This window comes from Mesorhizobium sp. M0910 (genome assembly GCF_040319465.1).
Lineage (GTDB): Bacteria > Pseudomonadota > Alphaproteobacteria > Rhizobiales > Rhizobiaceae > Mesorhizobium.
This window is the reverse complement of the sequence record NZ_JAMYNZ010000032.1, coordinates 1-25,276: the sequence shown is the minus strand read 5'-3', so window position 1 is coordinate 25,276 and position 25,276 is coordinate 1. Positions and strand designations below refer to the sequence as shown.

Below are 25,276 nucleotides of genomic sequence, written 5' to 3'. Positions count from 1 at the left end.
CCAGAAGCGAGTGCTAACGCGGCAGTGAGATAGGCCGTAGGCTCCTGCTAGTCAAGACGGAAGAGGGACGGGCGAAGAGCAAACGAGCGTGGAAGCACCGAGCGTTTTACGTGAACGACGTCGGAGATCGGACATGGATGGGGCGGCTCACCATTTGCAACTGAAGGCTTTATTCATTTGGCACGATTGGTGCAGCGAATGATCCGCAAACGTTGCGCGCGACCGATATAATGAGAGGTGAGCGCCATCAGGATTCCTGCGTTAACCGTCCACTCGGTCTTTACGGTGTGGCCGCCGCGCGGGCGCCAGGACTCCGGCCATCCGGATAGTCACCAATCCAATCTGCGGAGAACAGGAGGCAAGATGAGAGCGACAGTCAGCACGAACTCGAATTTGAAATGTTTGGCCAAAGCAACTGCCATCGCCTTGCTCTGGACGGTCACGGCTACATCGGCGGACGAAGGTATGTGGATGCCGGGCCAGACTGCGGAAGTGTGCGCGGCCATGCGCGCGGATGGGCTCCAGATCGATCCCGCCCAGCTGGGCCGTCTAGACGCTGACCCGCTCAACGCGATCGTATCACTGGGCGGATGCTCCGCCTCGTTCGTCAGTCCACAAGGGCTGGTCGCAACCAATCATCATTGCGTGTTAGAATCCATCCAATACCACAGCAAGGAGGGCCAGGACTATCTCACAGACGGCTTTCTGGCGAAGAGCCCTGGGTGAAGAATTGCCCGCGGCGCCAGGCAGCCGCAGCTATGTGATCGAGGACATGTGGGATGTGACCGCCGAAATGCTCAAGAGCGTCTCGGACAAGCTGAACGGGTTTGCCCGCTATGAGCGGCTCGCCACGAACAAAAAGGCCCTGATCGCCGCATGTGAAGGACAGCCCATCGCCGTTGCGACGTATGGCGGCGTCTCCTACTATCTCCTCCAGAAGCTCGAAATTGAGGACGTGCGCCTCGTCTATGCGCCCGCGCTCGGCATCGGCAACTTCGGCGGCCAAACGGACAACTGGATGTGGCTGCGCCACACGGGCCACTTCGGCTTTTATCGCGCCTATGTCGCTCCTGATGGTTCCTCCCGGCCATATGCGCGCGACAATGTGCCTTACCGGCCGGAGAGTTGGCTACCCATAGCCTGTGAAGGCGTCAAGGAAGGCGACCTTGTGATGGTCGCCGGCTTTCCCGGCGCAACCCACCAGTTCCTGACCGCGGATGAAGTCCGGTTCAACTTCGCGCAATTCGAACCGCGGTTGCAGCGTTCGCTCTCGGATTATCCCGCCCAGATCAATCAGGCAACGGCAGGCAATCGCGAGGCGCAGATCCATTGACCGCCCGCTTCACAAATTGGCTCGGCCTAAAACGCATGGGAAAAGCAGAAAAGGCAACAGATCGGCACCAGAATGAATATGGCCGCGCGAACTGACAGACGCGCCAACAATCGGCATCTCGCATGGTGGCACTGGACGTGGCTCCCACCCTGCTGGCGCGACTCCCCATCAGGTCGTCGGGGTTTCGCTGGCGAAAAAAACTTCCGCGTGTCTCTGCGCGATCCATCCCGCTTGCGCGTGCCTAGAGCCTTTCACGTTTTGATGGAAGCGTAGCCGGCGTTTGCGAAGTAGTTGTTGCATTCGGTTGCCTCGATCGTTTCAACGAGGTGGCCGATGTGGCGCCAAGTGTCCTCGACGGTACGTTTCTGAGCTTGGCGCATCCAGTGTTTGATTTTGGCAAAGGCCTGCTCGATCGGATTGAGGTCTGGGGAGTAGGGCGGTAGGTACCAAAGCCTGGCGCCGGCCGCCTTGATCATCTGCCTGATGGCCGCCGACTTATGACTTCCCAGATTATCCATGACGACGATGTCGCCGGGTTTCAGCACGGTGATGAGCTGCTGCTCGACATAGGCGCGGAAGCATTGGCCGTTGATTGGCCCGTCGAAGACGCAAGGTGCCGCGAGCCTATCGCAGCGCAGCGCGCCGAGGAAGGTCAGCGTGCGCCAGTGGCCGTGCGGGGCCAAGCCGCGCAGCCGTTCGCCCTTCGGCCCCCAACCGCGCAGCGGAGCCATGTTGGTCTTGATCCAGGTCTCGTCGATGAAGACCAGATGCTGCGGATCGAGGCCGGCCTGCCAAGAGCGCCATCGCTGACGCCTGCGGGCAATATCAGCGCGCGCCTGCTCAAGGGCGAACAGCGTTTTTTTTGAAGCTCAGGCCCTCGCGCCTCAAGAACATCCAGACCGCGTTGTGCGAGACCTTGACCCCGCGTGCGGTCAACTCATCCTTCAGACCATGCAGTGTCAGATGCGGCGTCTCACGCACACGCGCCTCGATGAAGGCACGGTGCGGCTCCAGCACCCTCTTGCGATGTCCGCCCATCTTGCCAGGCGCAACCGAGCCAGTCGCCCGATGGCGCTGCAACAACTTCACCGCCGCCGAAACCGAAATGCCGAACCGTTTCGCGGCCGACCGGCGGCTCTCGCCACCCAAAACCGCCGCTACAACACGTTCGCGAAGATCATCCGAAAGAGGTCGCGTCATCCGATGCTGGCCTCCACTCCAGCCAGCATCTTGAATCACAAAACCGACTGATCCGGAATCCCCTTCGATTCCGTCAAATCAGGAACCGCTCTAGTCAACCAAAAAACTGACCATCTGCAGGATCAGGATCAGCAAAAAAAAGCCAAAGGCAGACGCCAAAACAGCTGCCAGCAGGACGATGCGTTGTTTCTTCACCCACAGTTCCCCCGGGAGAGAGTCTAAGGATAATCTTAAAAAAGGCGCCATGGAACAGGGCGCCCCACGCTCATTTGTGCGAGTTTAAAGTTTAGCTTGCCTGATTTATGTAATTAGACGGTTTCTCTTATGCAACACTTTTCCAAGTACTTGCACAAATCTGAACGTATCGCACATTTAGACGAACTGTACAGTCGATAGCGACTTTGACGCACGCGTTTACTGGCGGTATACATCCTTCACCGTTGCCGCAAGGCATTGGCCCAGGCGCGCGGCACCTCCTTCACGACAAAGGTTGAAAGCCCGTCCTCGGGCGTTTCATTTCCAAGATCACTTCGATCCACTCATACGGGCTTCCCGAGCGAGACCGTGGGTTCGGACGGTGCGAATGAATTTCTCGTTATAATCGAATTGATTATAAGGGATATTTCTACGTTGAGTATAAAGGATGTCAAGCCCGCGCCAGCGGCAATTTTGTCCGGGCGACCTCCGTTTCGTCGAGGACATGGTGGCGGAAGCGATAAAGCTTCGCCGGCCGACCGCCGGTATCAAATGCACTTTCGCCGGTCTCCGCCACCAGTTCCTGCTGCTCCATCAACCGGCGAAAGTTCTGCTGAAGCGCCCCTGCCGATCTAATCGTCAACGCCGTCCGCGTCAGCGCATTGCCATCGGTCAGAAAGCCGACGACATTGTTGATGACGAATGTAACGATCCGCGGCTTCAGAGAGGAATGCGCGCTTCGTCCAGATGGATGGAGTGGGCTGGCAGGTCCGGGCGGCCGCGCCGTTGAGGATGCAGCATCGAGAGCCGCGCTCGCCGAGGATGACATAGGTCGAGATTCGCGCCGGAAGTCTTGCTCCATGTCTCCCACGAATCCATTGGCAGGATCCCGGCTTCTTCGCAGTGGTCAGGGTCGAGCGTTATCGAACCGTGGTAGTTGAGGTTTGCTTCGGTGACGTGCATGCCGTGCAGATTGCCGGCGACTATTTTTCGCATTGGTCCCGTTGTCCTATTCATCTCACAAAGTCAGTCCTGATGTTGAGCAGCTTCGCTGGGCTAAATCCCGACGACGAGCGCCCCGCCGCTGAGTCCCGCACCTGCCGCCGCCAGGAGTATTTTCTTGCCCGGCCGAAACGGCTCCGCTTGATTGGCGAGCGACAGTGAGAGCGGGATCGTCGCGGCGGAAGAGTTGCCATAGTCGGCGATCGTCTTGACGATCAGGTGATCGGCAACGCCGAGGTTTCGCCCGACCGCATCGAAAATGCGAGCATTGGCCTGATGCGGCACGAACCGGTCGACATCCTGTGGTCGCACTCCGGCAGCGGCTAGCGCGCTTATCGAGCAATCGGTCATCATCTCGACGGCCTTTGCGAACACTTCGCGGCCGTCGGTCATCGTCATTCGGGTTTGCGCGAGGTCGAGGTCACCGTGGAACGGGATGTTGCTTCCTCCTGCGGGAATCTGGATCAGGCCGTATCGCGAGCCGTCCGAATCCACGGAGGCACCGAGAATCCCCCGATCAGTATCCTCGCACGGACCGATCACGACGGCGCCCGCGGCATCGGCAAACAGCACGGCGCTGGCGCGCTCAGAGGGATTGATGCGGCGGCTGAGGATATTGGCGGCGATAACAAGGCTCGCTTTGCCGTGCAGGCGGGTAAATCCGTCCGCAAACATCAGCGCATAGATGAAGCCGGCGCAGGCGCCGGTCAGATCGACAGCGCCGGCGCGGCCGAGCCCCAGCCGATGTGCGACCAGGGGCGCGCTGGGCGGCAGGAGGTGATCGGGCGTCGAGGTGGCAAGCAGCAGCAGACCGATGTCGTGGCGCGCAATGCCGGCGCTGGCCAGCGCCATGGCGCCGGCCTGGGCAGCAAGACCAGACAGCGTGTCTTCGTCCGTTGCCCAGAAGCGCGACCGGATTCCAGTACGCCGCTCGATCCAGCCCGGTTCGAGGCCGAGATTGTTCTCGATTTCGGCATTCGTCACCTTTCGGCCAGGCGCATGATGGCCAAACCCGAGAAGGCGCGACAACCTGCTCATGGGCTCGAACCGAAGCGTTCGCCGGCCTCCTCGATCGCGTCATGGAGCCGATCGAGCTCGTCGCCGGTGACGCAATAGGGAGGCATGAGATAAAGGACATTGCCGAGCGGGCGCACAAGCAGGCCGAGCTCGAGGAAAAAGGCCCGCAGCTTAGGTCCGATCTCGGCCAGATAGCCGGCAGAGCCGGCGCGCAGGTCGAGAGCCAGGATCGTGCCGATCGCGCGGCTGTCGGTGAAGTTGGCATTGTCGCGAAAGCGTCGAAACCCGGCGGCCTGCCTCGCGCTCAGGGTGGCGATCCGCTCGGCCACCGGCTCGTCACGCCAGATCTCGACATTGGCGAGTGCTGCCGCGCAGGCAATCGGATTGGCCGTGTAGGAACTCGAGTGGAAAAACGTCTTCTTCCGGTCCTCGGAATAGTGAGCCTGGAAGATGGCATCGGTGGCGAGTGTGGCGGCCAGCGGGATTGCGCCACCGGTCAGGCCCTTCGAGGTGCACAGCATGTCCGGAGAGATGTTCGCCTGCTCGCAGGCGAACATGGTTCCGGTACGCCCCCACCCGGTCATCACCTCGTCGGCGATCAGCAGCGTGCCCGAGGCCTCAGTGATCCTCTTCAATTCGGACAGAACCGATGCCGGATACATCAGCATGCCGCCGGCGCCAAGCACCAGCGGCTCGACGATCAGCGCAGCGGCGCGCTGGTCGCGGCTGAGGGCCTCGAAACGATCTAGCGTTTCCTGTTCGCGCCCGGCGGCAGGGAAGGGAATGGTGTCGACCTCGAACAGCAAGGGTTCGTAGGCGGCGTTGAACACACCGCGGGCACCGACGCTCATCGTGCCGATCGTGTCGCCATGATAGCTGTGCTCCATGACGACGATGCGCGAGCGCGGCGCGCCGATGTTGCGGAAATAGCCGAGCGCCATCTTCAGCGCGACTTCGACGGCGGTCGAGCCGCTGTCGGAATAGAACACCCAGTCGAGTCCGGAGGGAGCGAGACCGACAAGCGCCTTGGCCAGGCGTTCGGCCGGTTCGTGCGTGAAGCCAGCGAAGATAATCTGGTCGAGGCTCGACGCGGTCGTCTCGATAGCCTTTATGATGCGCGGATGGCGGTGGCCATGCGTGACGACCCACCAGGATGAGATGGCGTCCAGGATGCGCGCGCCATTGGCTTTGTGGAGATAAGCGCCTTCAGCCAGGACGATTTCAGGGATCGCCGGCTCGAGCGCGTGCTGGGTGAAGGGATGCCACACACGGGATTGCGGCATTATCCGCCTCCGGCAATCAAAGCGAGGTCGAAGCCGGCAATCATCGCTTGTCTCAGCGTTTTGTCCGTCAGCGGATCGAGGTGCGGCAGCCTGCCGAGTTGCGGCACGTCGCCGAATTCCACGATCGTCCGTTGCGTATCGGTCATCTCATCGCCGATGAAGGCGATGCCAGCCAGCGGGATAGCGCGCGCCCGCAGGGCCTCGATCGACAGCAGGGTATGATTGATTGTTCCGAGCGCGGTGCGGGCGCACAGAATGACCGGCAACTGCCATTGCTCGAATATGTCGATGAACCTTGTCCGGCGGTTCAGCGGCACCATCAGCCCGCCGGCGCCTTCGATGACGAGCGGTGTCGGCAGGACCGGAAACGAAAGATCGGCAGCCTCGATCGAAACGTCGTCGATTTCGGCCGAACGATGCGGCGAAAGCGGGCTCTTCAAGCGGTAGGCTTCCGGCAGCACGCGCCCCGACGGCAGCCCGGCAAGCCGCGCAACGACCTCGCTGTCGGTTTCCTCGTCGAGGCCCGATTGCACCGGCTTCCAGTAGAAACCGTCAAGCAGGCCGGCAAGCCCGGCCGAAAACACCGTCTTGCCAATTCCGGTGTCTGTTCCGGTGATGACGATGCGCTTGGTCATGTCGCCTCCGGTCATATCTGGGCCAACACCTCGACGAGCGCCTCGAGCATGGCGGAAATGTCGGCTTCGCCGATATTGAGCGTCAGTGAGATGCGCAGCCGCGACGTGCCCTCGGGCACGGTCGGCGGACGAATGCCGCGTATGTCGAAGCCGCGGGCCTGCAGGCGCGCCGCCACTGCCATGGTGCGCCTGACATCGCCGATCACCAAGGGCTGGATCTGAGAGCCACTTGGTGTCACGCCGCAGCGATCGACCAATTGGCGGCCTGCGAGGGCGACGCGTTCATGCAGCTGAAAACGCCGCATCGGCTCGTCGGCGAGCATTGCGAGCGCTTCGCGCGCCGCGACCGCCATCAGCGGCGATGGCGCGGTGGCGTAGATGAATGGCCGGCAACGGTTGATCAGATACTGGCACAGTGTCCTCGGCCCGGTCACGAGCCCACCAGATGCGCCGAGCGCCTTGCCGCAGGTGTGGAGCGCGACGATGTTGTCGCGGCCCTCGAAAGCGGCGGCCAGCCCCCGGCCGTCCGGTCCCCAGACGCCGGTCGCGTGCGCCTCGTCAATGACGATGAATGCGTTGTGCCGATCGGCAAGCGCGGCCAGGCTCTCCAAAGGCGCGCAGTCGCCATCCATGCTGTATAGGCTTTCCACCGCAATCCAGACGCATCCCATGCCGCCTTCGGCGCGCCAACGCTTGATCGCGTCCTCGACAGCATCGACGTCGTTGTGCGCGGCCAGCTTGAACTCGGCACGTCCGGCCTGTGCCCCCTCATGCATGCTGGCATGGACGAGCTCATCGAGGACCAAAAGGTCGCCCTTCTGCGGCAGCGCAGTCAGCAGAGCGAAATTGGCGATGTAGCCGCTGCCGAAGAACAGCGCGCGGTCGGCTCCAAAGAATGCCGCCGCGTCTGCCTCGAGCTGCTCGTGTTCCGGTGCATTGCCGCGCAACAGCCGCGACCCGGTGGCGCCAACCGGCGTGCCCCGCGCAATCGCCGCCGTAACCGCTTCGCCAAGTCTTTTGGAGGCGGCAAGCCCGAGATAGTCGTTCGACGAGAAGTCGCGCCCGGCGCACGGCTTCAGCGTCCGCAGCCGGTCCTTGCGCGCCAGTCCCTGCAAGGTCGCCTCATAGCGGGCAAGCGGTGCCCCGTTCATTGCGCCTCGAGTTCCATCGGCTCGATGCCAAGGCGCCGGAACAGCAGGGTATCCTTGTCCTCACCGGGATTGTCCGCCGTCAGCAGCGTGTCGCCGACGAAGATCGAGTTGGCGCCGGCAAAAAAGCACAGCGCCTGCATCTCGTCGGTCATGGCCGTACGGCCGGCGGAAAGACGGATATGCGATTTCGGCATCATGATGCGCGCCAGCGCGATCACGCGCACGAATTCGATCGGCTCGATGGGCTTGGCGTCGGCAAGCGGGGTGCCGGGGATCGGGATCAGCATGTTGATCGGAACGCTTTGCGGATGTTCCGGCAGGTTGGCCAGCGTCACCAGCATGCCGATCCGGTCCACCGGCTCCTCGCCCATGCCGACAATGCCGCCGCAGCAGACCTTGATGCCGGATTGGCGAACGTGCTCGAGCGTCTCGAGCCGCTCGGCAAAGCTCCGCGTGCTGATGATCTCGCTATAGTAGCGTTCCGACGTATCGATGTTGTGGTTGTAAAAGTCGAGACCAGCCTGCTTCAGTCGAGCGGCTTGCTCACGATCGAGCATGCCGAGCGTCATGCAGGTCTCCATGCCCAGCGCCTTGACGCCTTCGACCATCGCCACCACCGCATCCATGTCGCGCGCCTTGGGGTTTCGCCAGGCCGCGCCCATGCAATAGCGGGTTGCGCCGGCGTCACGCGCCTTGGTCGCCTCGGCGACGACGCGCCGGACCTCCATCAGCTTCGACGCCTTCAGGCCGGTCTCGTGATGCGCCGACTGGCTGCAATAGCCGCAATCCTCCGGGCATCCGCCCGTCTTGATGCTGAGCAGCCGGCTGAGCTGGACCTTGTTGGGATCGAAATTCTGGCGGTGCACGGTTTGCGCGAGGAAGAGGAGATTGTTGAAGGGGGCATCGTGAAGTGCCCGAGCCTTCTCCAGGGTCCACGCTCCAGGGTCAGGGGATTGAGCCTGTGGCGATGTCTGCGTTGGACTGGCTGTTTGCATGTCCATGCTGTTCCTCCGGTTCTGCCTTGCTTTGCTGTCTGATTGATGACGATCGGAAAGGACAGTTGATTCGATCCTGTCCGTTCCTCAGGCAATCATGAGCCCCAATAGTCGAGGCCGATATCCAGGATCGGCGCGCTGTGGGTCAGTCGGCCGACTGAAATCAGATCAACGCCGGTCGCGGCAATCGCTCGCGCTGTATCGGATGCGATCCCGCCAGAAGCCTCGGTGATAGCACGGCCGCCAACGATTGCGACGGCGCGGCGAAGATCGGCGAGGGACATGTTGTCGAGCAGAACCGCATCGGGAGCGAAGCCAAGTACCTCCTCCAACTGGGCCAGCGTATCGACCTCGACTTCGATCTTGACGAGATGACCGGCCCGTCTTCGTGCTCGCTCGAGCGCCGGGCGAACGCCGCCTGCGATGGCGATGTGGTTGTCCTTGATCAGAATTGCGTCGTCGAGGCCGAAGCGGTGATTGGATCCGCCACCTGCGCGCACGGCGTATTTTTCGACTGCCCGCAATCCGGGCGTCGTCTTGCGCGTGCAGACGATCTTCGCGCCATATCCACGAACCGCAGCGACGATCGATGCCGTTGCTGTAGCGATGCCGCTCAGATGGCACAAAAAATTGAGTGCCGTCCGTTCGGCTGTGAGAATGGCCCGGGCAGGGCCAACCACTGATGCAATGACCTCTCCATCCATGACATTGGAGCCGTCTGCCCGCTCCACCGAGATTTCGATATCAGGATCAATCAAGCGGAAAGCGAGCATCGCAAGATCGAGGCCGGCGACAACTCCGGACTGGCGCGCCGCCAGCACGGTTCCCGCTTGGTGTTCCTTCGGGACGATGGCCTCCGTGGTCAAGTCGCCGGCTCTGCCAAGGTCTTCAAGAAGGGCTGCCCTTACCAGCGGCTCAAGCATGACCGTGGGAAGCGGTGAGAACGTCATCACTTTGCCCCTTCGAGGCTTGGCGAATGTCCGAGTTCCCGCGCAGCGGCCAAGGCGGCTTCGAGGGTGATTTCGGACCGTCGGGCGACAGTCGCATGATGAGGAAAGTCTGTCCGGTAATGAGCGCCGCGGCTTTCTTGGCGCAACAAGGCGGCAACCGCGATCATTAGCCCGACAGCCGCCGCATCCGAGGCCGCGTCCTGGCTTTCGGCGAGCGGCAATAAGGCACGTGCGGCTGCTTTCAGACCTTCACCATCCCGGACGATGCCGAGTGCGCGCGACAGGAAAACACGCACGGGTATCGGAGCGGGCGATGGGTAAACGTCCGCAACCGCAGGCCTTGTTCTGCGAGCAGGCGTTCCGGCGACACTTTCAGCGACCCAGCGCGCGCACACGACGGCCTCGGTCAAGGAATTGCTGGCGAGCCTGTTGGCGCCATGCAGTCCTGTCGAAGCGACTTCGCCGCAGGCCCACAGCCCCTTGACGGAGGTCCTACCGGAGCCGTCCACGGCAACGCCACCCATGTGGTAGTGTTGGGCCGGACGAATGGGGATGAGATCGCGCGCGGGATTGATGCCGGCTCCACGACAGGCTGATGCGATTGTCGGGAAGTGTCGAGCAAATTCCGGGCCAGGCCGTTGCCGCGCGTCTAGAAAAACACGGTGGCCGTTGGCAAGATGGTTCCAGACGGCGCGCGCCAAGACATCACGAGGCGCAAGTTCCGCCCCTGGCACGCTCTGGAGAAAAGCTTGGCCGGTTTCGTCGATCAGGGCAGCACCTTCGCCGCGGACGGCCTCGCTCAGCAGCACCATAGGGCGTTCCGGGCCGTCAAGCGCGGTCGGGTGGAACTGGATGAACTCGAGGTCGGCAAGGACAGCTCCAGCGCGGGCCGCAAGCGCCAGGCCCTGTCCACAACTGCCCGAAGGATTCGTGGTGTCGAGAAACAGTCCCCCGATCCCACCGGTGGCGAGGACGACCCGCCGTGAGCCGAAGAAGACAGGTCCTATCGAACCGCTCGCCCAGACGCCTCGGATCGCATTCTCTCGCACCGCCAGCCGGCGCGCTTCCACGCCCTCCACGACAACAATCGAGGGAGTGGAACGCACAGCCGCGATCAGGGCACGCATGATCTCACGCCCGGTGCCGTCACCATGCGCATGAACGATGCGACGTCGGCTGTGTGCGGCCTCCAATCCGAGGCACAGTGATCCTTTCGGCGTACGGTCGAAGGGAACCCCAAAGCCCGCAAGCCCCTCTATCGCCTTGGGCGCGGCTTGGAGGATGCGGCTCGCCACGTCTCTGTCGCAGAGACCATCCCCGGCGGCAAGCGTATCGGCCAGGTGCAGTGCCGGATCGTCGTCTTCGCCGAAACTTGCAGCCAGACCACCCTGTGCCCACGTGCTCGAATTGTCAGCTCCCAGCAGCGTCCTGGACAGAAGCAGCACCGGCTCCGGCGCCAGTTGAAGCGCGGTCATCAATCCGGCGATGCCGCCGCCGATGATGATGGGCCGCCCGAAGGAGCTGCGGACATCGGCGCTCAAATTGCCAGCATCCGTTCGACCGCAAGCCTCGCGCGCCCCGCGATCCCGGGTTCGATGGTTACGATATGGTGGTTCTGCTCGAGCGCTATGCGGATGTTGGCAAGCGTGATCCGCTTCATGTGAGGGCACAAATTGCAGGGCCGGATGAACTCGACCTCTGGGTGCGCTAACGCGACGTTGTCGCTCATCGAACATTCCGTCATCAGCACGACACGTGCCGGCCTTTGCCTCTCGACATAGTCGGACATGGCAGCGGTCGAGCCGGAAAAATCTGCTTCAGCCACGACGTCGGGCGGGCATTCGGGATGCGCGAGCACGATCACGCCGGGATGGCTTTCGCGCAACTCGCGGATGTCGGCCGGTGTAAAGCGCTCATGCACCTCGCAATGCCCTTTCCAGGCGATGATCTGCACATCGGTCTGGGCGGCGATATTCTGGGCCAGATATTCGTCCGGCAACATGATCACCTGGGGAACGCCAAGGGATTGGACGACCGCCTTGGCGTTGCCGGATGTACAGCAGATATCCGACTCGGCTTTCACTTCGGCCGACGTGTTGACATAAGTGATGATCGGCACGCCGGGATAACGCTGGCGCATCAAGCGCACGTCTTCTGCCGTGATCGATTCCGCCAACGAACAGCCTGCCCGCAGGTCGGGAATGAGCACCGTCTTTTGCGGATTGAGCAGCTTGGCCGTTTCGGCCATGAAATGTACGCCGGCCAGCACGATGACTTGCGCCTCGATCGTCGCAGCCGTGCGGGCCAGTGCCAAGCTGTCGCCGACGATGTCGGCCACGCAATGGAAGATCTCGGGGGTCTGATAGTTATGCGCCAGGATGATGGCGTTGCGCTCGCGCTTCAGTGCAAGGATCGCCTCGATATCCTCGACGAAAGCCGGCCATTCGATCGGCGGGATCACTCGTCGGACGCGCTCGTAGAGAAACGCGGTCGCAGGCAGCATGGCGCTCATCGACCCCTCCAGCTTATACTCTAGTTGAAAATAACCAGCATATACTTGCTGTGAGTATAAGCGATGTCAACCCCGCGCCAGCGGCAATTTTGTCCCGGCGATGACCCTCTCGTCGAGAACGGCGTGGCGGAACCGGTAAAGCTTCGCTGGCCGGCCGCCGGTCTCCGCGGTTGCCTCTCCGGTCTCTTCGACCAGCTCCTGCTGCTCGATCAGCCGGCGAAAGTTCGGCTTACGCACGAGCCTGCCGGCAAGCGCCTCCACGGTTCGCTGCAGCTGCAAAAGCGTGAAGACCGGCGGCATCAGCTCAAAGACGACCGGCCGGTATTTGATCTTGGAGCGCAGCCGCGCAATGCCGGTCGCCACGATGCGGCGATGATCGGCGACCATAGACTTGCTGGGCACCAGCGGAGGCAGCGTCGCGTCCCGTCCGCTTCCGGCCTCTTGGACCAGGCCTGCTTCGTAGACTAACTCATAGCGTTGAAGCGTGAGTTCCTCGTTCCAAAGGCGGTCGTCGAAGCCGAAGGCTATCGTCGCCCGCTGCCAGCGTTCACGTCGCGTGGCCGCGTCGCTGACGCCGTCTGCCCATTCAATCAGGCGCGGTCGCAGAACGTCCAGCACGACCGGAGGCGTGCCGGAGCGGTGGTCCTCCCATGGAAAATATTCATACCAGCTCTGCCAGCCGCACTTGGGCGAGCCAGCTGCCTGTTCCTTGCGGGTCAATGCGAGATAGCTGATGGAGATGACGCGCTGCTGGCGCTCGGCGCCGATGCGATCCCGATCCGCGAAGGTGTAGAGTTGCTCAATATACCCCAGCGGATGGCCGGTCTGCTGCTCGACCCACCCCCTCAAACCGGATTGCAGCGATCGGTGCTCAAGCGCAAATGGTCCGGAGGGCAGGGTGTCCGCCTGGCCGATGGTGAGGACACAGGGTTCACTGTCGTTTACGGCGACGACAAAGGCGATCAGGTCCACTTTGACTTCGTCGGCCTTGACGGCGGCTCTGTCTTTCCTGGGTCCTTTTGCCTGATCGTCCATGTTCGCGAAAGTGGTTGGCCAGCTCGGGGGCGCCTGAATCGATTTAAGTGTAAGCGCGCCTGTCCGCACGTCAACACCGCACAGCTGCACGGCATTTTTAGCTCTTCGCACTTGCACAAAAATGTGGCAAACGCGACACCCGCGGTTGGTAACGTTGGGGAAGGAGGGTCCATTGAGTGCGTTTGGTGACACCAAGGCGATCACACCGCCGGATATTCGTTCGCGCAAAGGTGGGACGCCGCTCGTCTGCCTTACCGCCTACACGACGCCAGTCGCCCGGCTTGTCGATCCCCATTGCGATGTGGTGCTGGTCGGCGACAGCGTCGGCATGGTTCTCCACGGCCTGCCCTCGACGCTCGGTGTGACGCTGGAGATGATGATCACGCACGGCCAGGCCGTGCGCCGTGGCCTCGAGCAGGCGCTGATGGTCGTCGACCTGCCGTTCGGTTCCTTCGAGGAAAGCCCCGAGCAGGCTTTCCGCAATGCCGCGCGCGTCATGGCCGAGACCGGCTGCGCGGCCGTCAAGCTCGAAGGCGGCGAAACGATGGCAGAGACGATCGGCTTCCTCGCCGCGCGCGGCGTGCCGGTCATGGCCCATGTCGGCTTGACGCCGCAGGCGATCAACACCATCGGTGGCTACCGCGTCCAGGGCAGAGGCGGGGATGCCGAGCGCATCAGGCGCGACGCGCTTGCGGTGAGCGAAGCGGGCGCCTTTGCGGTCGTGCTGGAGAAGGTTCCCGAGGCGCTCGCCCGCCGGATCACCGGGGAGGTGGCGACCCCGACCATTGGCATCGGTGCCTCGGCCGCCTGTGACGGCCAGATTCTCGTCGTCGACGACATGCTGGGCCTCTTCGGCGACTTCCGGCCCAAATTCGTCAAGCGCTATGCTGAACTGGGGGAGGCCGCTGCGGCTGCGATCGCGGCCTATGCGCGGGAAGTGAAGGAGCGCCAGTTTCCGGCCGCCGAGCACGTGTTTGCCGATGCGCCCAAGCCCGCCGACGGGGACGCCACCAAGAGCGGAGAAGCAGCGTGAGCGTGCCGATTGTCAGGAGCGTTGCCCAGCTTCGCCAAATCGTCGCCGCATGGCGCCGCGAGGGCGTGAGGATTGCCGTCGTGCCAACGATGGGCGTCCTGCATGAGGGCCATCTCAGCCTGGTGCGCGCGGCACTCGTGAAGGCCGACCGGGTGATCGTGACGCTCTTCGTCAACCCAAAGCAATTCAACAGCGAGGCCGATCTCGCCGCGTATCCGAGCACCGAGGACGAGGATGCCGCCAAGCTGGCACCGCTTGGCGCGCACCTGCTTTATGCGCCGGACGCAGAGGAGATGTATCCGGCGGCCTTCGCCACGACCGTTTCGGTGTCCGGTGTCAGCGAGGGCCTGTGCGGTGCCTTCCGGCCGGGACATTTCGATGGCGTGGCGACCGTCGTCGCCAAGCTCTTCCTGCAGACCAGCGCTGACTTCGGCTTCTTTGGCGAAAAGGACTTTCAGCAGCTTCAGCTAGTCAGGCGTATGGCCCGGGACCTGGATATTCCAATCACCATTGTTCCTTGTCCGACAGTCCGCGAAGCCGACGGTCTTGCACTATCATCGCGCAATGTCCGGCTCTCGCAAGCAGAGCGTGCTGTTGCCCCCGAGCTATCATCGGTCTTGCTCGAGACGGCTGAGCGGCTTGCCCGCGGCTCGCCCGTCCTGCCAACGCTTGCCGAAGCGCGCGCAGCAATTCTGGCTGCGGGCTATCGCGAGGTCGAATACCTGGAACTTCGCGACGAGGCAGATCTGCGACCCATGACAAGCCTTGACCGACCTGCACGCTTGCTTGTCGCGGCCTGGCTCGGCGGCACACGGCTCATAGACAACGTCAGAATATCACGGGTTTCAACAGATTAACGGGGTTCTCGGCACGCGCTGTATCCGTCCGGGATCGTTTAAAACAAGGTCTCTGCCTGGCATCGAGCGATCACGGAGGTTACGCAAAGCGCAAATGCATCGCGTGTTTGAGAACTTCGTTGAGCAACTGTCTGCAAGTGTTGATGCTGCCGATCTCGGTGAGGCAATGGCATCCGCTGCAGCCGGCTTCGATTTTCCGCTATTCGCCTATTTCACTTACCCGTCGGCCCCCGGCGACGCCCCGCAATTGATCTCAAACTATCCTTCATCCTGGACATCACGTTATCTGCAACAGCGGTACCACAGTCTTGATCCGGTCATCCTGCGCGGGCTGCAAGGCTGGGATACCTTCGATTGGGGTGTGGATCGCGCTCGGCACTGTCTGCCGAATTCGCAGCAACAAATTCTGGAGAGTGCGGCTGAGTTTGGCATCCGCGGCGGCCTGACGATATCCATGCATGATCATTGCGGCCGGTTTGCTGCCCTGACCTTTGCTTCCGACGAGTCCCGCCCGCCTCTGTTGCGGTCACTGACACGTTACGAAAAAGCATTGCAGCTGGTGGCCATCAACTTTCATATCCATGTCCGGCGCAGGCTCGCCGACGATCGCGTGGTGGATGGTGTAACGCTCACCCCGCGGGAGTTCGAGTGCCTGAAATGGGCGGCGCGCGGCAAGTCGGCTTGGGTTATCAGCCAGCTTCTCGGCGTCTCAAAGCGCACCGTGACCTTTCATCTGGAAAACGCCAAGGCAAAGCTTGGCGTTCGAACGATCAACCAGGCCGTTGCACGACTGGCTGCCTCCGGCCAGGCGAGATCCTGATTCGTCGGCCACGATAGCTGTAAACCTCTACAGGCTGCATCGCTGCCGGCTTTGCCCTTCGATGGCGGGAACACATCCCGCACGGAGGCGACCATGATGCAGCTGATAACACCAGACCTTTACGACGAGTTCGCAAGCGAGCTCAAAGAGATGCACGGGCTCAGGTTTCGGGTGTTCAAGGAAAGGCTCGATTGGGAAGTTGATACCGAAGACCAGATGGAAACAGACCCGTTTGATGGTCTGAAGCCTGTCTATCTGCTCCTCAAGGGATCCGACTGGCGAATTCGCGGTTGCGTGCGTCTTTTGCCCAGCACCGGACCCACAATGTTGCGCGACACGTTCCCGGTGCTGCTGGGTGCTGACGTCGTGCCCTCGACCTCCGACATATGGGAGAGCAGTCGTTTCGCGCTCGATCTCCCTCCGTCGGCGCCCAAGGCAGCGGGCGGACTGGCCCAGGCAACCTACGAGCTCTTCGCGGGCATGATCGAGTTCGGCTTGGCCAAGGATCTGACCCGGATAGTAACGGTGACGGACACGCGCATGGAACGGATCCTTCGCCTCGCGACGTGGCCATTGTCGCGCATCGGACAACCCAAGTCCGTCGGCAAAACGGAGGCGGTGGCCGGGTTTCTCGAGATTTCCCGCGCGAGCCTTTTGCGCATCCGCAGCAGGGGACGTCTGAGCGGACCGGTACTGTGGCAACCGGTTCTAGGCCCGTCGGCATAGCGCCATTGTGGACACCTGAGCCGTGAAGGATGCTGGTCTGCCCAAGGAAGCGACGGTCGGTCTTGTATGCTGGCCGGACTGGCGTCGTCACGAAGCTTACCACTACGCCAGACGATTGCCACGCACTGCCTGGGCCTGGGAGTTTCTTCGGCGCAATCCACAATTTCAGCGCGACCACGCCAAAATGGCACCGTCCGCCTACATTGTCGGAGCCCAGGCCGACATGAAGATAATCGAGTTGACGACAGGATCATCTTTCCTAAGACAATGGAGCCTCCTTTTTCGCGGACGCGCCACAGTCGGACGCTACGTCGGCAAGGGTCTTTTGGGATCCGCGCGACTGCGCCCGTATTCTACGAGCGGCCGCGGAGCCGGTTGGGCTCGACCACGATTTTGAACCGCTTGATCTCCCTTCGCTCTCATGCTGCAAGGACATCCTGCTGACACCTGCCGGCGTGCAGCACGTGCTGCTGAGGGAGGACTGCCGGAGTCTGCAGATCGCCCTTTCCGGTGCATCCGTTCTCCGCCCGCTGCGGCTATATGTCGACGCGATCGTGCAGCCGCAGCACCTGAAGTTCCATGTCGCTGCCCTTCAGTTCCTGAACGACATCAATGGTTGCGGCCGCCTGGCAGCTGCTTGCTTTCCGCCGGAACCCCGCGGAGCGCGTCTGCGTATCGTGCTCCAGGCTTTGGATGGCTCGCTTGCGGGAGCATCTCATCAGGAGATCGCCATTGCCCTGTTCGGGAGACGCCGTGTCGAAGAAGATTGGTCTCATCCAGGTAGCCATCTTCGCGATCAGGTGCGTCGCGCCATCCAACGTGGCCGCTACCTGATGGGCGGCGGCTATAGACAGTTCCTGATGTAATTCGGGTGACAGCTTGGTGATTGTCTTATTCGAAAACGCGCAGGCATCAATCTCCATTTCTCACTGCTATTGTGCCTTGTACAAGACGTGACACGCGCCTAGTTCTTCCGCTGCGGGAATCGGGTTTGAGTAATACGGACGAAGCACTGAGAACCAACGTTTTCGTGATAGTGCATTCATGCCCCGAGAATCCTGATGACCGTTACGAACCCCGACAAAGCCGGCGCTGACTGAAACCGTCGCTGAACGTGCTCTGTGGCCTGCGCCGCCTGACTCTCGTTTCGGCTATGCCGACTAACAGCGTATTGATAGGCCATCGCGGGCTAAGCTCTACCGGCGAAAGCCGCGTCAAAGCGGCAGGCAATCAGAAACTAGATCGGCGGCGACGATGATTATGATCAACGTGACGAACACGTGAATCATGCCGACGGCGCCGACGTTGCCGATGATGATGATGCCGACCATGCGTCGCTGATGCTGCCTAACTACAGTGCTGTGTGATCATGCCGATCACCGCGTGACCACGAGCGGCGGCGGTTCGTGGTCAGGTGCGTGGCCGGGATGATCGCGCATGGCCCATTGTTCCTTCGTGCCGCGGGGTGTGGGCTTGCGTTCGGTCATGAGGACGTCAGGCGCAACGAGGAAGTTAGATCAGGGCCCCAAACGCGGCTTATCCATGGGGTGGATGATAGCTATCCCTACAATCAATTATACCAATATTACCCAATACTACTAGAAGATCCCCCAATGAAAGCGGCCGGATGGGTATCCGTCTCGCGTAGGCTGAAGCTGCCGGCAAGAATGGGAAGACGAACATGTGCGGGATTGTTGGTATCGTTGGGCAACAGCCGGTGTCGGATCGGTTAGTCGACGCATTGAAGCGTTTGGAATATCGCGGCTATGATTCCGCCGGCGTTGCGACGATCACCGAAGGTGCCTTGCACCGCCGGCGCGCCGAGGGCAAGCTCGTCAATCTCGAGAGGAGACTGAAGGAAGAGCCCCTGAGCGGCAACATCGGCATCGGCCACACGCGTTGGGCAACCCATGGGGCCTCGACGGAACGCAATGCGCACCCGCACTTTACCGACGGTGTCGCCGTCGTCCATAACGGCATCATCGAGAATTTCACCGAGCTGAAGGACGAATTGGCGGCGGCTGGCGCCGAGTTCCAGACCGACACCGACACGGAGGTCGTCGCGCATCTCTTGGCAAGAGCCCGCCGGGACGGCATGAGGCGGCAAGAGGCGATGCGTGCCATGCTGAAACGCGTTAGGGGTGCCTATGCGCTTGCCGTCCTCTTCGAAGATGATCCGTCGACCATCATGGCGGCGCGCAACGGACCACCGCTGGCGATCGGTCACGGCGACGGCGAGATGTTCCTGGGCTCCGACGCGATCGCGCTTGCTCCCTTCACCAATGAAATTACCTATCTCATCGAGGGCGACTGGGCCATTGTCGGCAATTCGGGCGCCCATATCTTCGATTTCGACGGCCATCCAGTCGAGCGTCCGCGCCATACCTCCACGGCCGCGGCCGATCTGGCCAACAAGGGCAACCATCGCCACTTCATGGAGAAGGAAATCTACGAGCAGCCCGAAGTCATCGCCCATGCTCTCCGTCACTATAGCAACATCATAGAGAATCGCGCCGACATGGTTTCTGGCATCGATTTCGCCAGGATCCCGAGCTTGGCGATCTCGGCCTGCGGGACCGCCTATCTCGCCGGACTGATCGGAAAATACTGGTTCGAACGCTATGCGCGCCTGACGGTTGAAATCGACGTTGCGTCCGAATTCCGTTACCGCGAGATCCCGTTGTCGCCGCAGTCGGCGGCTCTTTTCATTTCGCAGTCCGGCGAAACCGCCGATACGCTCGCATCGTTGAGGTACTGCAAGGAGCGTGGGCTGAAAATTGGCGCTATCGTCAATGCCTGCGAATCGACCATGGCTCGGGAAGCCGATGCGGTCTTCCCGATCCTTGCCGGACCGGAGATCGGCGTCGCCTCCACCAAGGCGTTTACCTGCCAGCTTGCCGTTCTAGCCGCACTCGCCATCGGCGCCGCCAGAGCCCGCGGGACCGTCACCGAAGACGAGCTGCAGGCGCTCGTCAGGAGCCTCGCCGAAGTGCCGCGCGTCATGGGCCAGGTACTCAACAGCATCCAGCCGGAGATCGAGTTCCTGTCGCGCGAACTGTCAAAGTGTCGTGACGTCCTGTATCTCGGCCGTGGCACCAGTTTCCCGCTAGCGATGGAAGGTGCGCTGAAGCTCAAGGAGATTTCCTACATCCATGCCGAGGGCTATGCGGCGGGTGAATTGAAGCACGGTCCGATCGCATTGATCGACGACAACATGCCAGTGATCGTCATCGCGCCCCATGATCGCTTTTTCGACAAGACCGTCTCCAACATGCAGGAAGTGGCTGCCCGTGGAGGGCGGATTATCCTCATCAGCGATGAAAAAGGGGCAGCCGCATCGAAACTCAACACCATGCACACGCTCGTGTTGCCGGCTGTCGACGAGATTATCGCGCCGATGATCTTCTCGCTGCCGATACAGCTTCTTGCCTACCACACGGCGCTCTTCATGGGCACAGACGTAGACCAGCCGCGCAATCTCGCAAAATCGGTCACGGTCGAGTGATTGTGAACCTTTATAGGTGGCGATGCTTGTCCATCTTCGCTGCATCGGCGGTGGTCGAAGGTATCAGCGTCCGCGAGGCTGGGTGGACGGTGCCGCGAATAGCCACTGGAGGCGTCAGTGAGAGTTCGAGTTGCTGTTCAAGAAAGCCATCGGGGAGAATGAGTCGTGTAGGATCGCAGGTCGAATGCGCTACAGCCGATCAGGCCATCTCATGGCGGGCAGGTTCTTAGAACTTGATCAGAAGCAGGTGAGCCGCCATATTCCGACCCGGCTGCCAATTTCAAGTGGCCCATTCCATGGATGAGGCCGGTCCGGCCGAATGGACGTCCATTTTTTTGATTTGCTGGGTGTGCGCCAGGGTCGGGGAGGAAATCTCCCGATTTGTCAGGCGCTCCCATCTTCTTGGAGATGTTTATGAAGGATTCGCGCATTCCCGAGCCAGTCTTGACGGCTATGTCGCAGGGGACCCACATCATCCGCGCTTATCGTGAGCACCTTGGGTATTCAATCGAGGACCTCGCGGTCGCGTGCGGGCTTGCCGCTCAGGAAATCCAAAACATCGAGCGGGGTCTAAAGTACAATAAGGGCTATCGGAATCGGATAGCGAGATCGCTGTCCATACCTGTGGGAATTCTTGAGGCAGAGTCGGACATATCGGACGCCGCCTGATCAGTCGGATAATCTGCAATGGGTGGAAGACCGCTCTTGTGATGTGACGTTTGCGGCTGATAGTCGTCGCTTGATTCCGTTGGACGCGAATGCCTTCTGGCGCAGTACCGCCAAGAGAATTCTCGTCCACTGTCCGAGTCAGGAACTGCACACGGGCTCGCCGACAGGAAGTTGGAACGCTTCGTCATGCTGTCTTAGGCGATATAGCCGCCCGGAGTGCTGCGACACGTGCACGATAGCATTGGCCCGCGAGGATGGATTGCTAACGGCGAACCCATGCTGGTCGGCAAGGCGATACTGGCTGGAGCATCAACTCGGCCGACGAGAGTGGCCCCCCATCCTAGGCAGGATCGGCCGACATGGCCGGCATCGCGAGCCGCTCTGAAAAGAGCACAGCGGGCATCCAGACGCTGCCGGGTTGACTATGGGTGTCGGAACCGCAAAAAGGGGCCGCTCTTCATGAGTGGCGTGCGCCGGCAGTCTAACCCCAAGCCCCCCGCCAGGCTGCCGGCGCGCTTCTAGCCGCCTTGATGCACGGCGATAAGCTTTTGACCGCCTGAAGCGACGTTGTGGTCGCCGTTGTGGTGCTTTTCCACGCGCCTCGTCAGGCGCCGGGATTGCTTCGTCGTGATGGCAGGCGGGGGTTTGCAGGTTGCGGTCGACGGGTTCGTTTCGGGGCGTCTGCGCCCCATCGTTATGTCACGAGTTGAGGGATGCGATCGAGGACGATGCGCAGGATGCGCTGGTCGGGGCACGATGTCGGCAGGTGCAGACGGATTTGCGATTTCATCTCGACCACCCGCGCAGCGATTTTGATGAGGCGCAATCGCAGCGTGTCGAATTGGGCGACGGCAAAGCTCGAGCGCCTCGGCATCGCGGCCCGCAAGCCCCACATCAACCAGTAAGCACCGGCATGCAGGCATAGCCGGAACTGGTTGGCCGTCGCTCTGGTGCAGGATGTGCGGTCGGCGGCAAGATGCGTCTTCCACGACTTGATGTGGTTCTCGGCCGCGCCGCGCCGGCAGTAGACATCCTCGTAGAGCGCCTTGGCCTTCCCACCGGCAAGGTTGGTGACGACGAAGCGGGTATCGGCACCTTGGGCGCCGACCTCGACCCGCGCGATGATGCGCTCGACGCGGCTCCAACTAGCGGCGCCGTCAACGAACTCCTTGAACCTGCGGACCTTGCCTGTCTTGGCCGACGCTTCGAAGCGCGCCGTCGTGCTGGCCTCCAGATCCGCGACATGCTTGCGCAGGCTCGTGGTGGGCGCGAGGCCAAAGATGAAGTCGACGTCGTTGGCGCGGCAGACCTGCGGGTTGCAATAATGGCTATCGCCGCGGAGCAGGATTCGAATGTTCGGCCAGTTGATCCGGATCGCCCGCACCAGACGGCGCAGGTGGGGGCGGATCTCAGCCCCACTCGGCCGCTTGGCCGGTCGCAGGATCGCGCTGACGAACCGTCCCGCACCATCGAACACGACGATCGGCTGGAAGCCGTACTCGTCATGGTGGGCATTGAACAGGCGAAGCTGTTGGCCTCCGTGCACAGCGTCGAAGGTGTCGTCAATGTCGAGTACGATCCGCTTCGGCACCTGCCGGAACGAGGCGCAATAGAGATCGACCATCGCCCGTCCCATCGCGACCAGCTCCCGCACGCCGGGTAGGTTCTCCAGCCGGCACAGCGTCGATTGCGACGCCAGATCCCGACCCGGCTTTAGCAACCAAATCCTGACGTCATTTCAACGGCTTGCGCCACATCCACCAACCCCGATGAATTTGGTTAGGTTGATGCGGCGTGCCGCCGCCGTGAGGCCGCGCTCGCTCAGCAGCGCGTCGAGAACGACGAGAAGATTCAGATCGAGCCCTTTGAAACGCATGTCTTAGCTATCCATAGCGTGGATGCATTTGATTGAAACAAACGATTTTACCAATTTTCCGGAATGTCGCATGGACTTGGCAGGACCTCACGTGCGCCGATCACTGCCTCTATCGCGTGGCGAGTCCCTTGAGAAGAGCCCGAAAGAGGAAATCTGTCGCGTGCGGTGGAGATTGTACTGGGAATGAGAGGCAGCGCTCCCATCATGTCGAACTCTCCGACGAATGGCGGACCGGTACAATAGTTGATCGCAACTGGTCCGGAGCTATGAAACATCTCGATTACATATGAGGTGCCGAGTGAATACGCTGACAGCACCCACCGTCGCAGCGTTTAGCTGACGTTTGACGACGGTTCCTATCCATTTACACGCAGATTCTTGATGTGCTGGCGCAAAAGCGGGAGGCCGGCGACTTTTCTTCGTCATCGGGCTGACGCCGCAGAAGCCGGAACTCGTCCGGTTCCTATGGGCATTGGGCTTGGTCGGTCGCACAGGCTCCATGAGGGGCAATTTTGGCAACGCGACGCGACTCGGGTTTTGAACGACGCCGAAAACGCAAGCTGGAAAGGAACAAGATGGCAGATCAACTCGCCAACGAAATAATCGCCATTATCAAGAAGCGCGCCGCGTCGGAGGGCGGCATAGCGCCTGCCACAGGCGGCGAGATAACGGCTGCCACGGGACTGACTTCGCTCGGTATCGATTCACTGGGATTGGCGGACGTTCTCTGGGACCTGGAGCAGGCCTACGGCATCCAGATCGAGATGAATACGGCCGAGGCATGGTCGGATCTCCAGAATGTTGGGGACATGGTGGAAGCCGTGCGCAGCTTGCTCGCTAAGGGGGTGTGAATGGACAGGCGCGTCGTGATTACTGGGATTGGCGGGATTTGCGGCCTTGGGACCAACGCCGCCGCCATTTGGACAGAGATGCGAGAAGGCCGCTCCGCCATCGGCCCAATCGTCAACTCCGAGCTCCATGAATTGAGGGTCAGGATCGGTGCCGAGATCAAGGCGCTGCCGGAGCATGACATCGACGGCAAGCAACTCATCTCCATGGACCGCTTCAGCCTGCTCGCTGTGCTTGCGGCGCGCGAAGCCATGCGTCAGGCCGGACTTTCCTCCAAAGAGGGAAATAGCTATCGCTTCGGTGCGACGGTGGGCGTTGGCGGCTGCGGGTGGGATGCGATCGAGCAAACCTACCGCGCCATCCTTCTGGGCGGTAAGCGTGCCGCTCTCTTGACTGTACCCAAGGCGATGCCGGGTGCCGCTGCCGGCCAGGTCAGCATGAGTCTCGGCCTGCGCGGGCCGGTCTTCGGCGTCACGTCCGCCTGTTCCTCGGCAAACCATGCGATTGCCTGCGCGGTGGACCAGATCAGGCTCGGCCGGGCCGACGTGATGCTTGCCGGCGGCAGCGAAGCGCCGCTCATATGGGGTGTGCTGAAGGCATGGGAAGCGATCCGCGTGCTTTCGCCCGATACTTGCCGGCCATTCTCGGCCGATCGCCAAGGCCTGTCGCTTGGTGAAGGCGCCGGCATGGCGGTGCTGGAAAGCTACGAGCATGCCCTGGCTCGGGGCGCCACCATCCTTGCCGAAATTGCCGGTGCCGGCCTTTCCGCCGATGCGTCCGACATCGTCGCGCCGACTGTCGAGGGGCCGGAGGCAGCAATGCGGGCCTGCCTTGCCGATGCCAGGCTGGACGCCGAGGATGTCGACTATCTCAACGCGCACGGCACCGGCACCAAGGCCAACGACCAGATCGAGACGGCGGCGATCAAGCGCGTCTTCGGTCAGCACGCCTTCTCAATGTCCATTTCTTCTACCAAGTCCATGCACGCGCATTGCCTCGGCGCGTCCGGCGCGCTCGAGTTGATCGCCTGCGTGATGGCTATCCGCGAGAGCGTCGTGCCGCCGACTGCCAATTATCGTGAGCTGGACCCCGATTGCGATCTCGACGTCACGCCCAATGTGGCACGCGAGCGCAAGGTGCGCGTGGCACTGAGCAACTCCTTCGCCTTTGGCGGCACGAACGCGGTTCTGGCGTTCAGGCAGGTGTAGAAGCCATGAGAGATGCCTCCGGCAACATTATCTCTCGCATCCAGATGCTTGCCGGATAACTATTGTGAAGGGCGGGTCATTGACCGCCTCGGCGAATGCGGGAAGTGGCAGCGGAAGCTCGACGATCCGGGGGTATCGTCTTTGCGAAATTCTTAACTGTTGAAGCGGCTTGGACGTACCGCCGCCCCGTAAAAGGTAAGCGAGGCCCTGCGGGCTCGGCTTGAGGGTCTGAAGCTGTACACGACAATGTCTGGAAGCCGCAGGGTCGGCTCTGCGCCCGTTATAGTCGCCTGAGTGCTGCCGGCCCGGCCGCGCCGCGGGCGCCGTCAACGAACTCCTTGAACCTGCGGACCTTGCCTGTCTTGGCCGACGCTTCGAAGCGCGCCGTCGTGCTGGCCTCCAGATCCGCGACATGCTTGCGCAGG

At 61.6% G+C, this 25,276-nt stretch carries 23 protein-coding genes and 4 pseudogenes; 12 read left to right on the top strand and 15 right to left on the bottom strand.

Annotated elements, in window-relative coordinates; genetic code table 11:
* Positions 1-363: 363 nt before the first annotated feature.
* Together NKH78_RS32080 and NKH78_RS32075 are read left to right on the top strand one after the other, a co-directional pair.
* Positions 364-726, top strand: a complete 363-nt coding sequence (locus NKH78_RS32080) for a S46 family peptidase (RefSeq protein ID WP_352707389.1) — start codon at positions 364-366, stop codon at positions 724-726.
* Positions 727-730: 4 nt separating this feature from the next.
* Positions 731-1,333 (top strand): S46 family peptidase, encoded by a 603-nt coding sequence (locus tag NKH78_RS32075; protein WP_352885146.1) that lies wholly within the window; start codon positions 731-733, stop codon positions 1,331-1,333.
* A gap of 251 nt (positions 1,334-1,584) precedes the next feature.
* Here the strand turns inward: NKH78_RS32075 and NKH78_RS32070 are convergent.
* The 12 genes and pseudogenes from NKH78_RS32070 to NKH78_RS32015 all read right to left on the bottom strand — a co-directional run bounded on the left by NKH78_RS32070 (position 1,585) and on the right by NKH78_RS32015 (position 13,308).
* Positions 1,585-2,533, bottom strand: a protein-coding gene (locus tag NKH78_RS32070; RefSeq protein WP_352885144.1) for an IS630 family transposase whose coding sequence is annotated in 2 segments (ribosomal slippage) — positions 1,585-2,196 and positions 2,198-2,533 — 948 coding nt in all. Because the reading frame shifts where the segments join, the coding sequence is not laid out codon by codon here.
* 646 nt (positions 2,534-3,179) lie between these two features.
* On the bottom strand, positions 3,180-3,371 hold the full coding sequence (locus NKH78_RS32065; protein WP_352750776.1) for an NrtR DNA-binding winged helix domain-containing protein: 192 nt from the start codon (positions 3,369-3,371) through the stop codon (positions 3,180-3,182).
* Between the two features lie 45 nt (positions 3,372-3,416).
* Positions 3,417-3,724 (bottom strand): annotated as a pseudogene (locus NKH78_RS32060) (aspartate 1-decarboxylase); the annotation flags it as partial.
* 60 nt (positions 3,725-3,784) lie between these two features.
* Positions 3,785-4,768 (bottom strand): 3-oxopimeloyl-[acyl-carrier-protein] synthase BioZ, encoded by a 984-nt coding sequence (bioZ, locus tag NKH78_RS32055; RefSeq protein ID WP_352885142.1) that lies wholly within the window; start codon positions 4,766-4,768, stop codon positions 3,785-3,787.
* On the bottom strand, positions 4,765-6,030 hold the full coding sequence (locus NKH78_RS32050) for an adenosylmethionine--8-amino-7-oxononanoate transaminase (RefSeq protein ID WP_352700385.1): 1,266 nt from the start codon (positions 6,028-6,030) through the stop codon (positions 4,765-4,767). The genes bioZ and NKH78_RS32050 overlap by 4 nt, the downstream gene beginning before the upstream one ends.
* On the bottom strand, positions 6,030-6,665 hold the full coding sequence (gene bioD / locus NKH78_RS32045; protein ID WP_352700386.1) for a dethiobiotin synthase: 636 nt from the start codon (positions 6,663-6,665) through the stop codon (positions 6,030-6,032). The genes NKH78_RS32050 and bioD overlap by 1 nt, the downstream gene beginning before the upstream one ends.
* A gap of 11 nt (positions 6,666-6,676) precedes the next feature.
* Positions 6,677-7,816 carry an 8-amino-7-oxononanoate synthase gene (locus tag NKH78_RS32040; RefSeq protein WP_352700387.1) on the bottom strand — a complete coding sequence of 380 codons (1,140 nt, stop codon included), beginning with the start codon at positions 7,814-7,816 and terminating at the stop codon, positions 6,677-6,679.
* Positions 7,813-8,811: a biotin synthase BioB gene (gene bioB, locus NKH78_RS32035; RefSeq protein WP_352764646.1), complete on the bottom strand. Its 999-nt coding sequence runs from the start codon at positions 8,809-8,811 to the stop codon at positions 7,813-7,815. The genes NKH78_RS32040 and bioB overlap by 4 nt, the downstream gene beginning before the upstream one ends.
* A 95-nt stretch (positions 8,812-8,906) precedes the next feature.
* Entirely contained in the window at positions 8,907-9,761 is an 855-nt protein-coding gene (gene nadC / locus NKH78_RS32030; protein WP_352818791.1) for a carboxylating nicotinate-nucleotide diphosphorylase, read from the bottom strand.
* Positions 9,761-11,302 carry an L-aspartate oxidase gene (locus NKH78_RS32025; protein WP_352885139.1) on the bottom strand — a complete coding sequence of 514 codons (1,542 nt, stop codon included), beginning with the start codon at positions 11,300-11,302 and terminating at the stop codon, positions 9,761-9,763. Before NKH78_RS32025 ends, nadC begins: the two co-directional genes overlap by 1 nt.
* Positions 11,299-12,273 (bottom strand): quinolinate synthase NadA, encoded by a 975-nt coding sequence (gene nadA / locus NKH78_RS32020; RefSeq protein ID WP_352690214.1) that lies wholly within the window; start codon positions 12,271-12,273, stop codon positions 11,299-11,301. The genes NKH78_RS32025 and nadA overlap by 4 nt, the downstream gene beginning before the upstream one ends.
* Positions 12,274-12,339: 66 nt before the next feature.
* A complete protein-coding gene (locus tag NKH78_RS32015) occupies positions 12,340-13,308 on the bottom strand; it encodes an NUDIX hydrolase (protein WP_023722073.1) in 969 nt (322 codons plus the stop codon).
* Between the two features lie 172 nt (positions 13,309-13,480).
* On the opposite strand from NKH78_RS32015, the gene panB reads away from it, so the two are divergent.
* The 8 genes from panB (at position 13,481) to NKH78_RS31975 (ending at position 20,918) form a co-directional block, all read left to right on the top strand.
* Positions 13,481-14,341 carry a 3-methyl-2-oxobutanoate hydroxymethyltransferase gene (gene panB, locus NKH78_RS32010; protein WP_352458526.1) on the top strand — a complete coding sequence of 287 codons (861 nt, stop codon included), beginning with the start codon at positions 13,481-13,483 and terminating at the stop codon, positions 14,339-14,341.
* A complete protein-coding gene (gene panC / locus NKH78_RS32005; protein WP_352684187.1) occupies positions 14,338-15,198 on the top strand; it encodes a pantoate--beta-alanine ligase in 861 nt (286 codons plus the stop codon). Before panB ends, panC begins: the two co-directional genes overlap by 4 nt.
* A gap of 94 nt (positions 15,199-15,292) precedes the next feature.
* Positions 15,293-16,018, top strand: coding sequence for a LuxR family transcriptional regulator (locus tag NKH78_RS32000; RefSeq protein ID WP_352690212.1), 726 nt, complete (start codon positions 15,293-15,295; stop codon positions 16,016-16,018).
* 93 nt (positions 16,019-16,111) lie between these two features.
* On the top strand, positions 16,112-16,744 hold the full coding sequence (locus NKH78_RS31995) for an acyl-homoserine-lactone synthase (RefSeq protein WP_352496585.1): 633 nt from the start codon (positions 16,112-16,114) through the stop codon (positions 16,742-16,744).
* 22 nt (positions 16,745-16,766) lie between these two features.
* Positions 16,767-17,141 carry a transcriptional regulator domain-containing protein gene (locus NKH78_RS31990; protein ID WP_352496584.1) on the top strand — a complete coding sequence of 125 codons (375 nt, stop codon included), beginning with the start codon at positions 16,767-16,769 and terminating at the stop codon, positions 17,139-17,141.
* 58 nt (positions 17,142-17,199) lie between these two features.
* Positions 17,200-17,610, top strand: coding sequence for a DNA -binding domain-containing protein (locus NKH78_RS31985; RefSeq protein WP_084643024.1), 411 nt, complete (start codon positions 17,200-17,202; stop codon positions 17,608-17,610).
* 815 nt (positions 17,611-18,425) lie between these two features.
* Positions 18,426-20,249, top strand: a complete 1,824-nt coding sequence (gene glmS, locus NKH78_RS31980) for a glutamine--fructose-6-phosphate transaminase (isomerizing) (RefSeq protein ID WP_352885137.1) — start codon at positions 18,426-18,428, stop codon at positions 20,247-20,249.
* 408 nt (positions 20,250-20,657) lie between these two features.
* Complete coding sequence (locus NKH78_RS31975) at positions 20,658-20,918, top strand: helix-turn-helix domain-containing protein (RefSeq protein ID WP_352496595.1); 261 nt, start codon at positions 20,658-20,660, stop codon at positions 20,916-20,918.
* Between the two features lie 694 nt (positions 20,919-21,612).
* On the opposite strand, the pseudogene NKH78_RS31970 reads toward NKH78_RS31975, so the two are convergent.
* Positions 21,613-22,623, bottom strand: a pseudogene (locus NKH78_RS31970) (IS1380 family transposase); the annotation flags it as partial.
* Positions 22,624-22,692: 69 nt separating this feature from the next.
* A pseudogene (locus NKH78_RS31965) lies at positions 22,693-22,794 on the bottom strand (LysR family transcriptional regulator); the annotation flags it as partial.
* A gap of 575 nt (positions 22,795-23,369) precedes the next feature.
* Here NKH78_RS31965 and NKH78_RS31960 point away from each other — a divergent pair.
* Together NKH78_RS31960 and NKH78_RS31955 are read left to right on the top strand one after the other, a co-directional pair.
* Positions 23,370-23,645, top strand: coding sequence for an acyl carrier protein (locus NKH78_RS31960; protein ID WP_352458906.1), 276 nt, complete (start codon positions 23,370-23,372; stop codon positions 23,643-23,645).
* Positions 23,646-24,851: a beta-ketoacyl-[acyl-carrier-protein] synthase family protein gene (locus NKH78_RS31955; protein WP_352453892.1), complete on the top strand. Its 1,206-nt coding sequence runs from the start codon at positions 23,646-23,648 to the stop codon at positions 24,849-24,851. It abuts the gene before it with no gap.
* Here the strand turns inward: NKH78_RS31955 and NKH78_RS31950 are convergent.
* A pseudogene (locus NKH78_RS31950) lies at positions 24,838-25,002 on the bottom strand (LysR family transcriptional regulator); the annotation flags it as partial. The gene NKH78_RS31955 and the pseudogene NKH78_RS31950 sit on opposite strands and share 14 nt — an antisense overlap.
* Between the last annotated feature and the right edge of the window lie 274 nt (positions 25,003-25,276).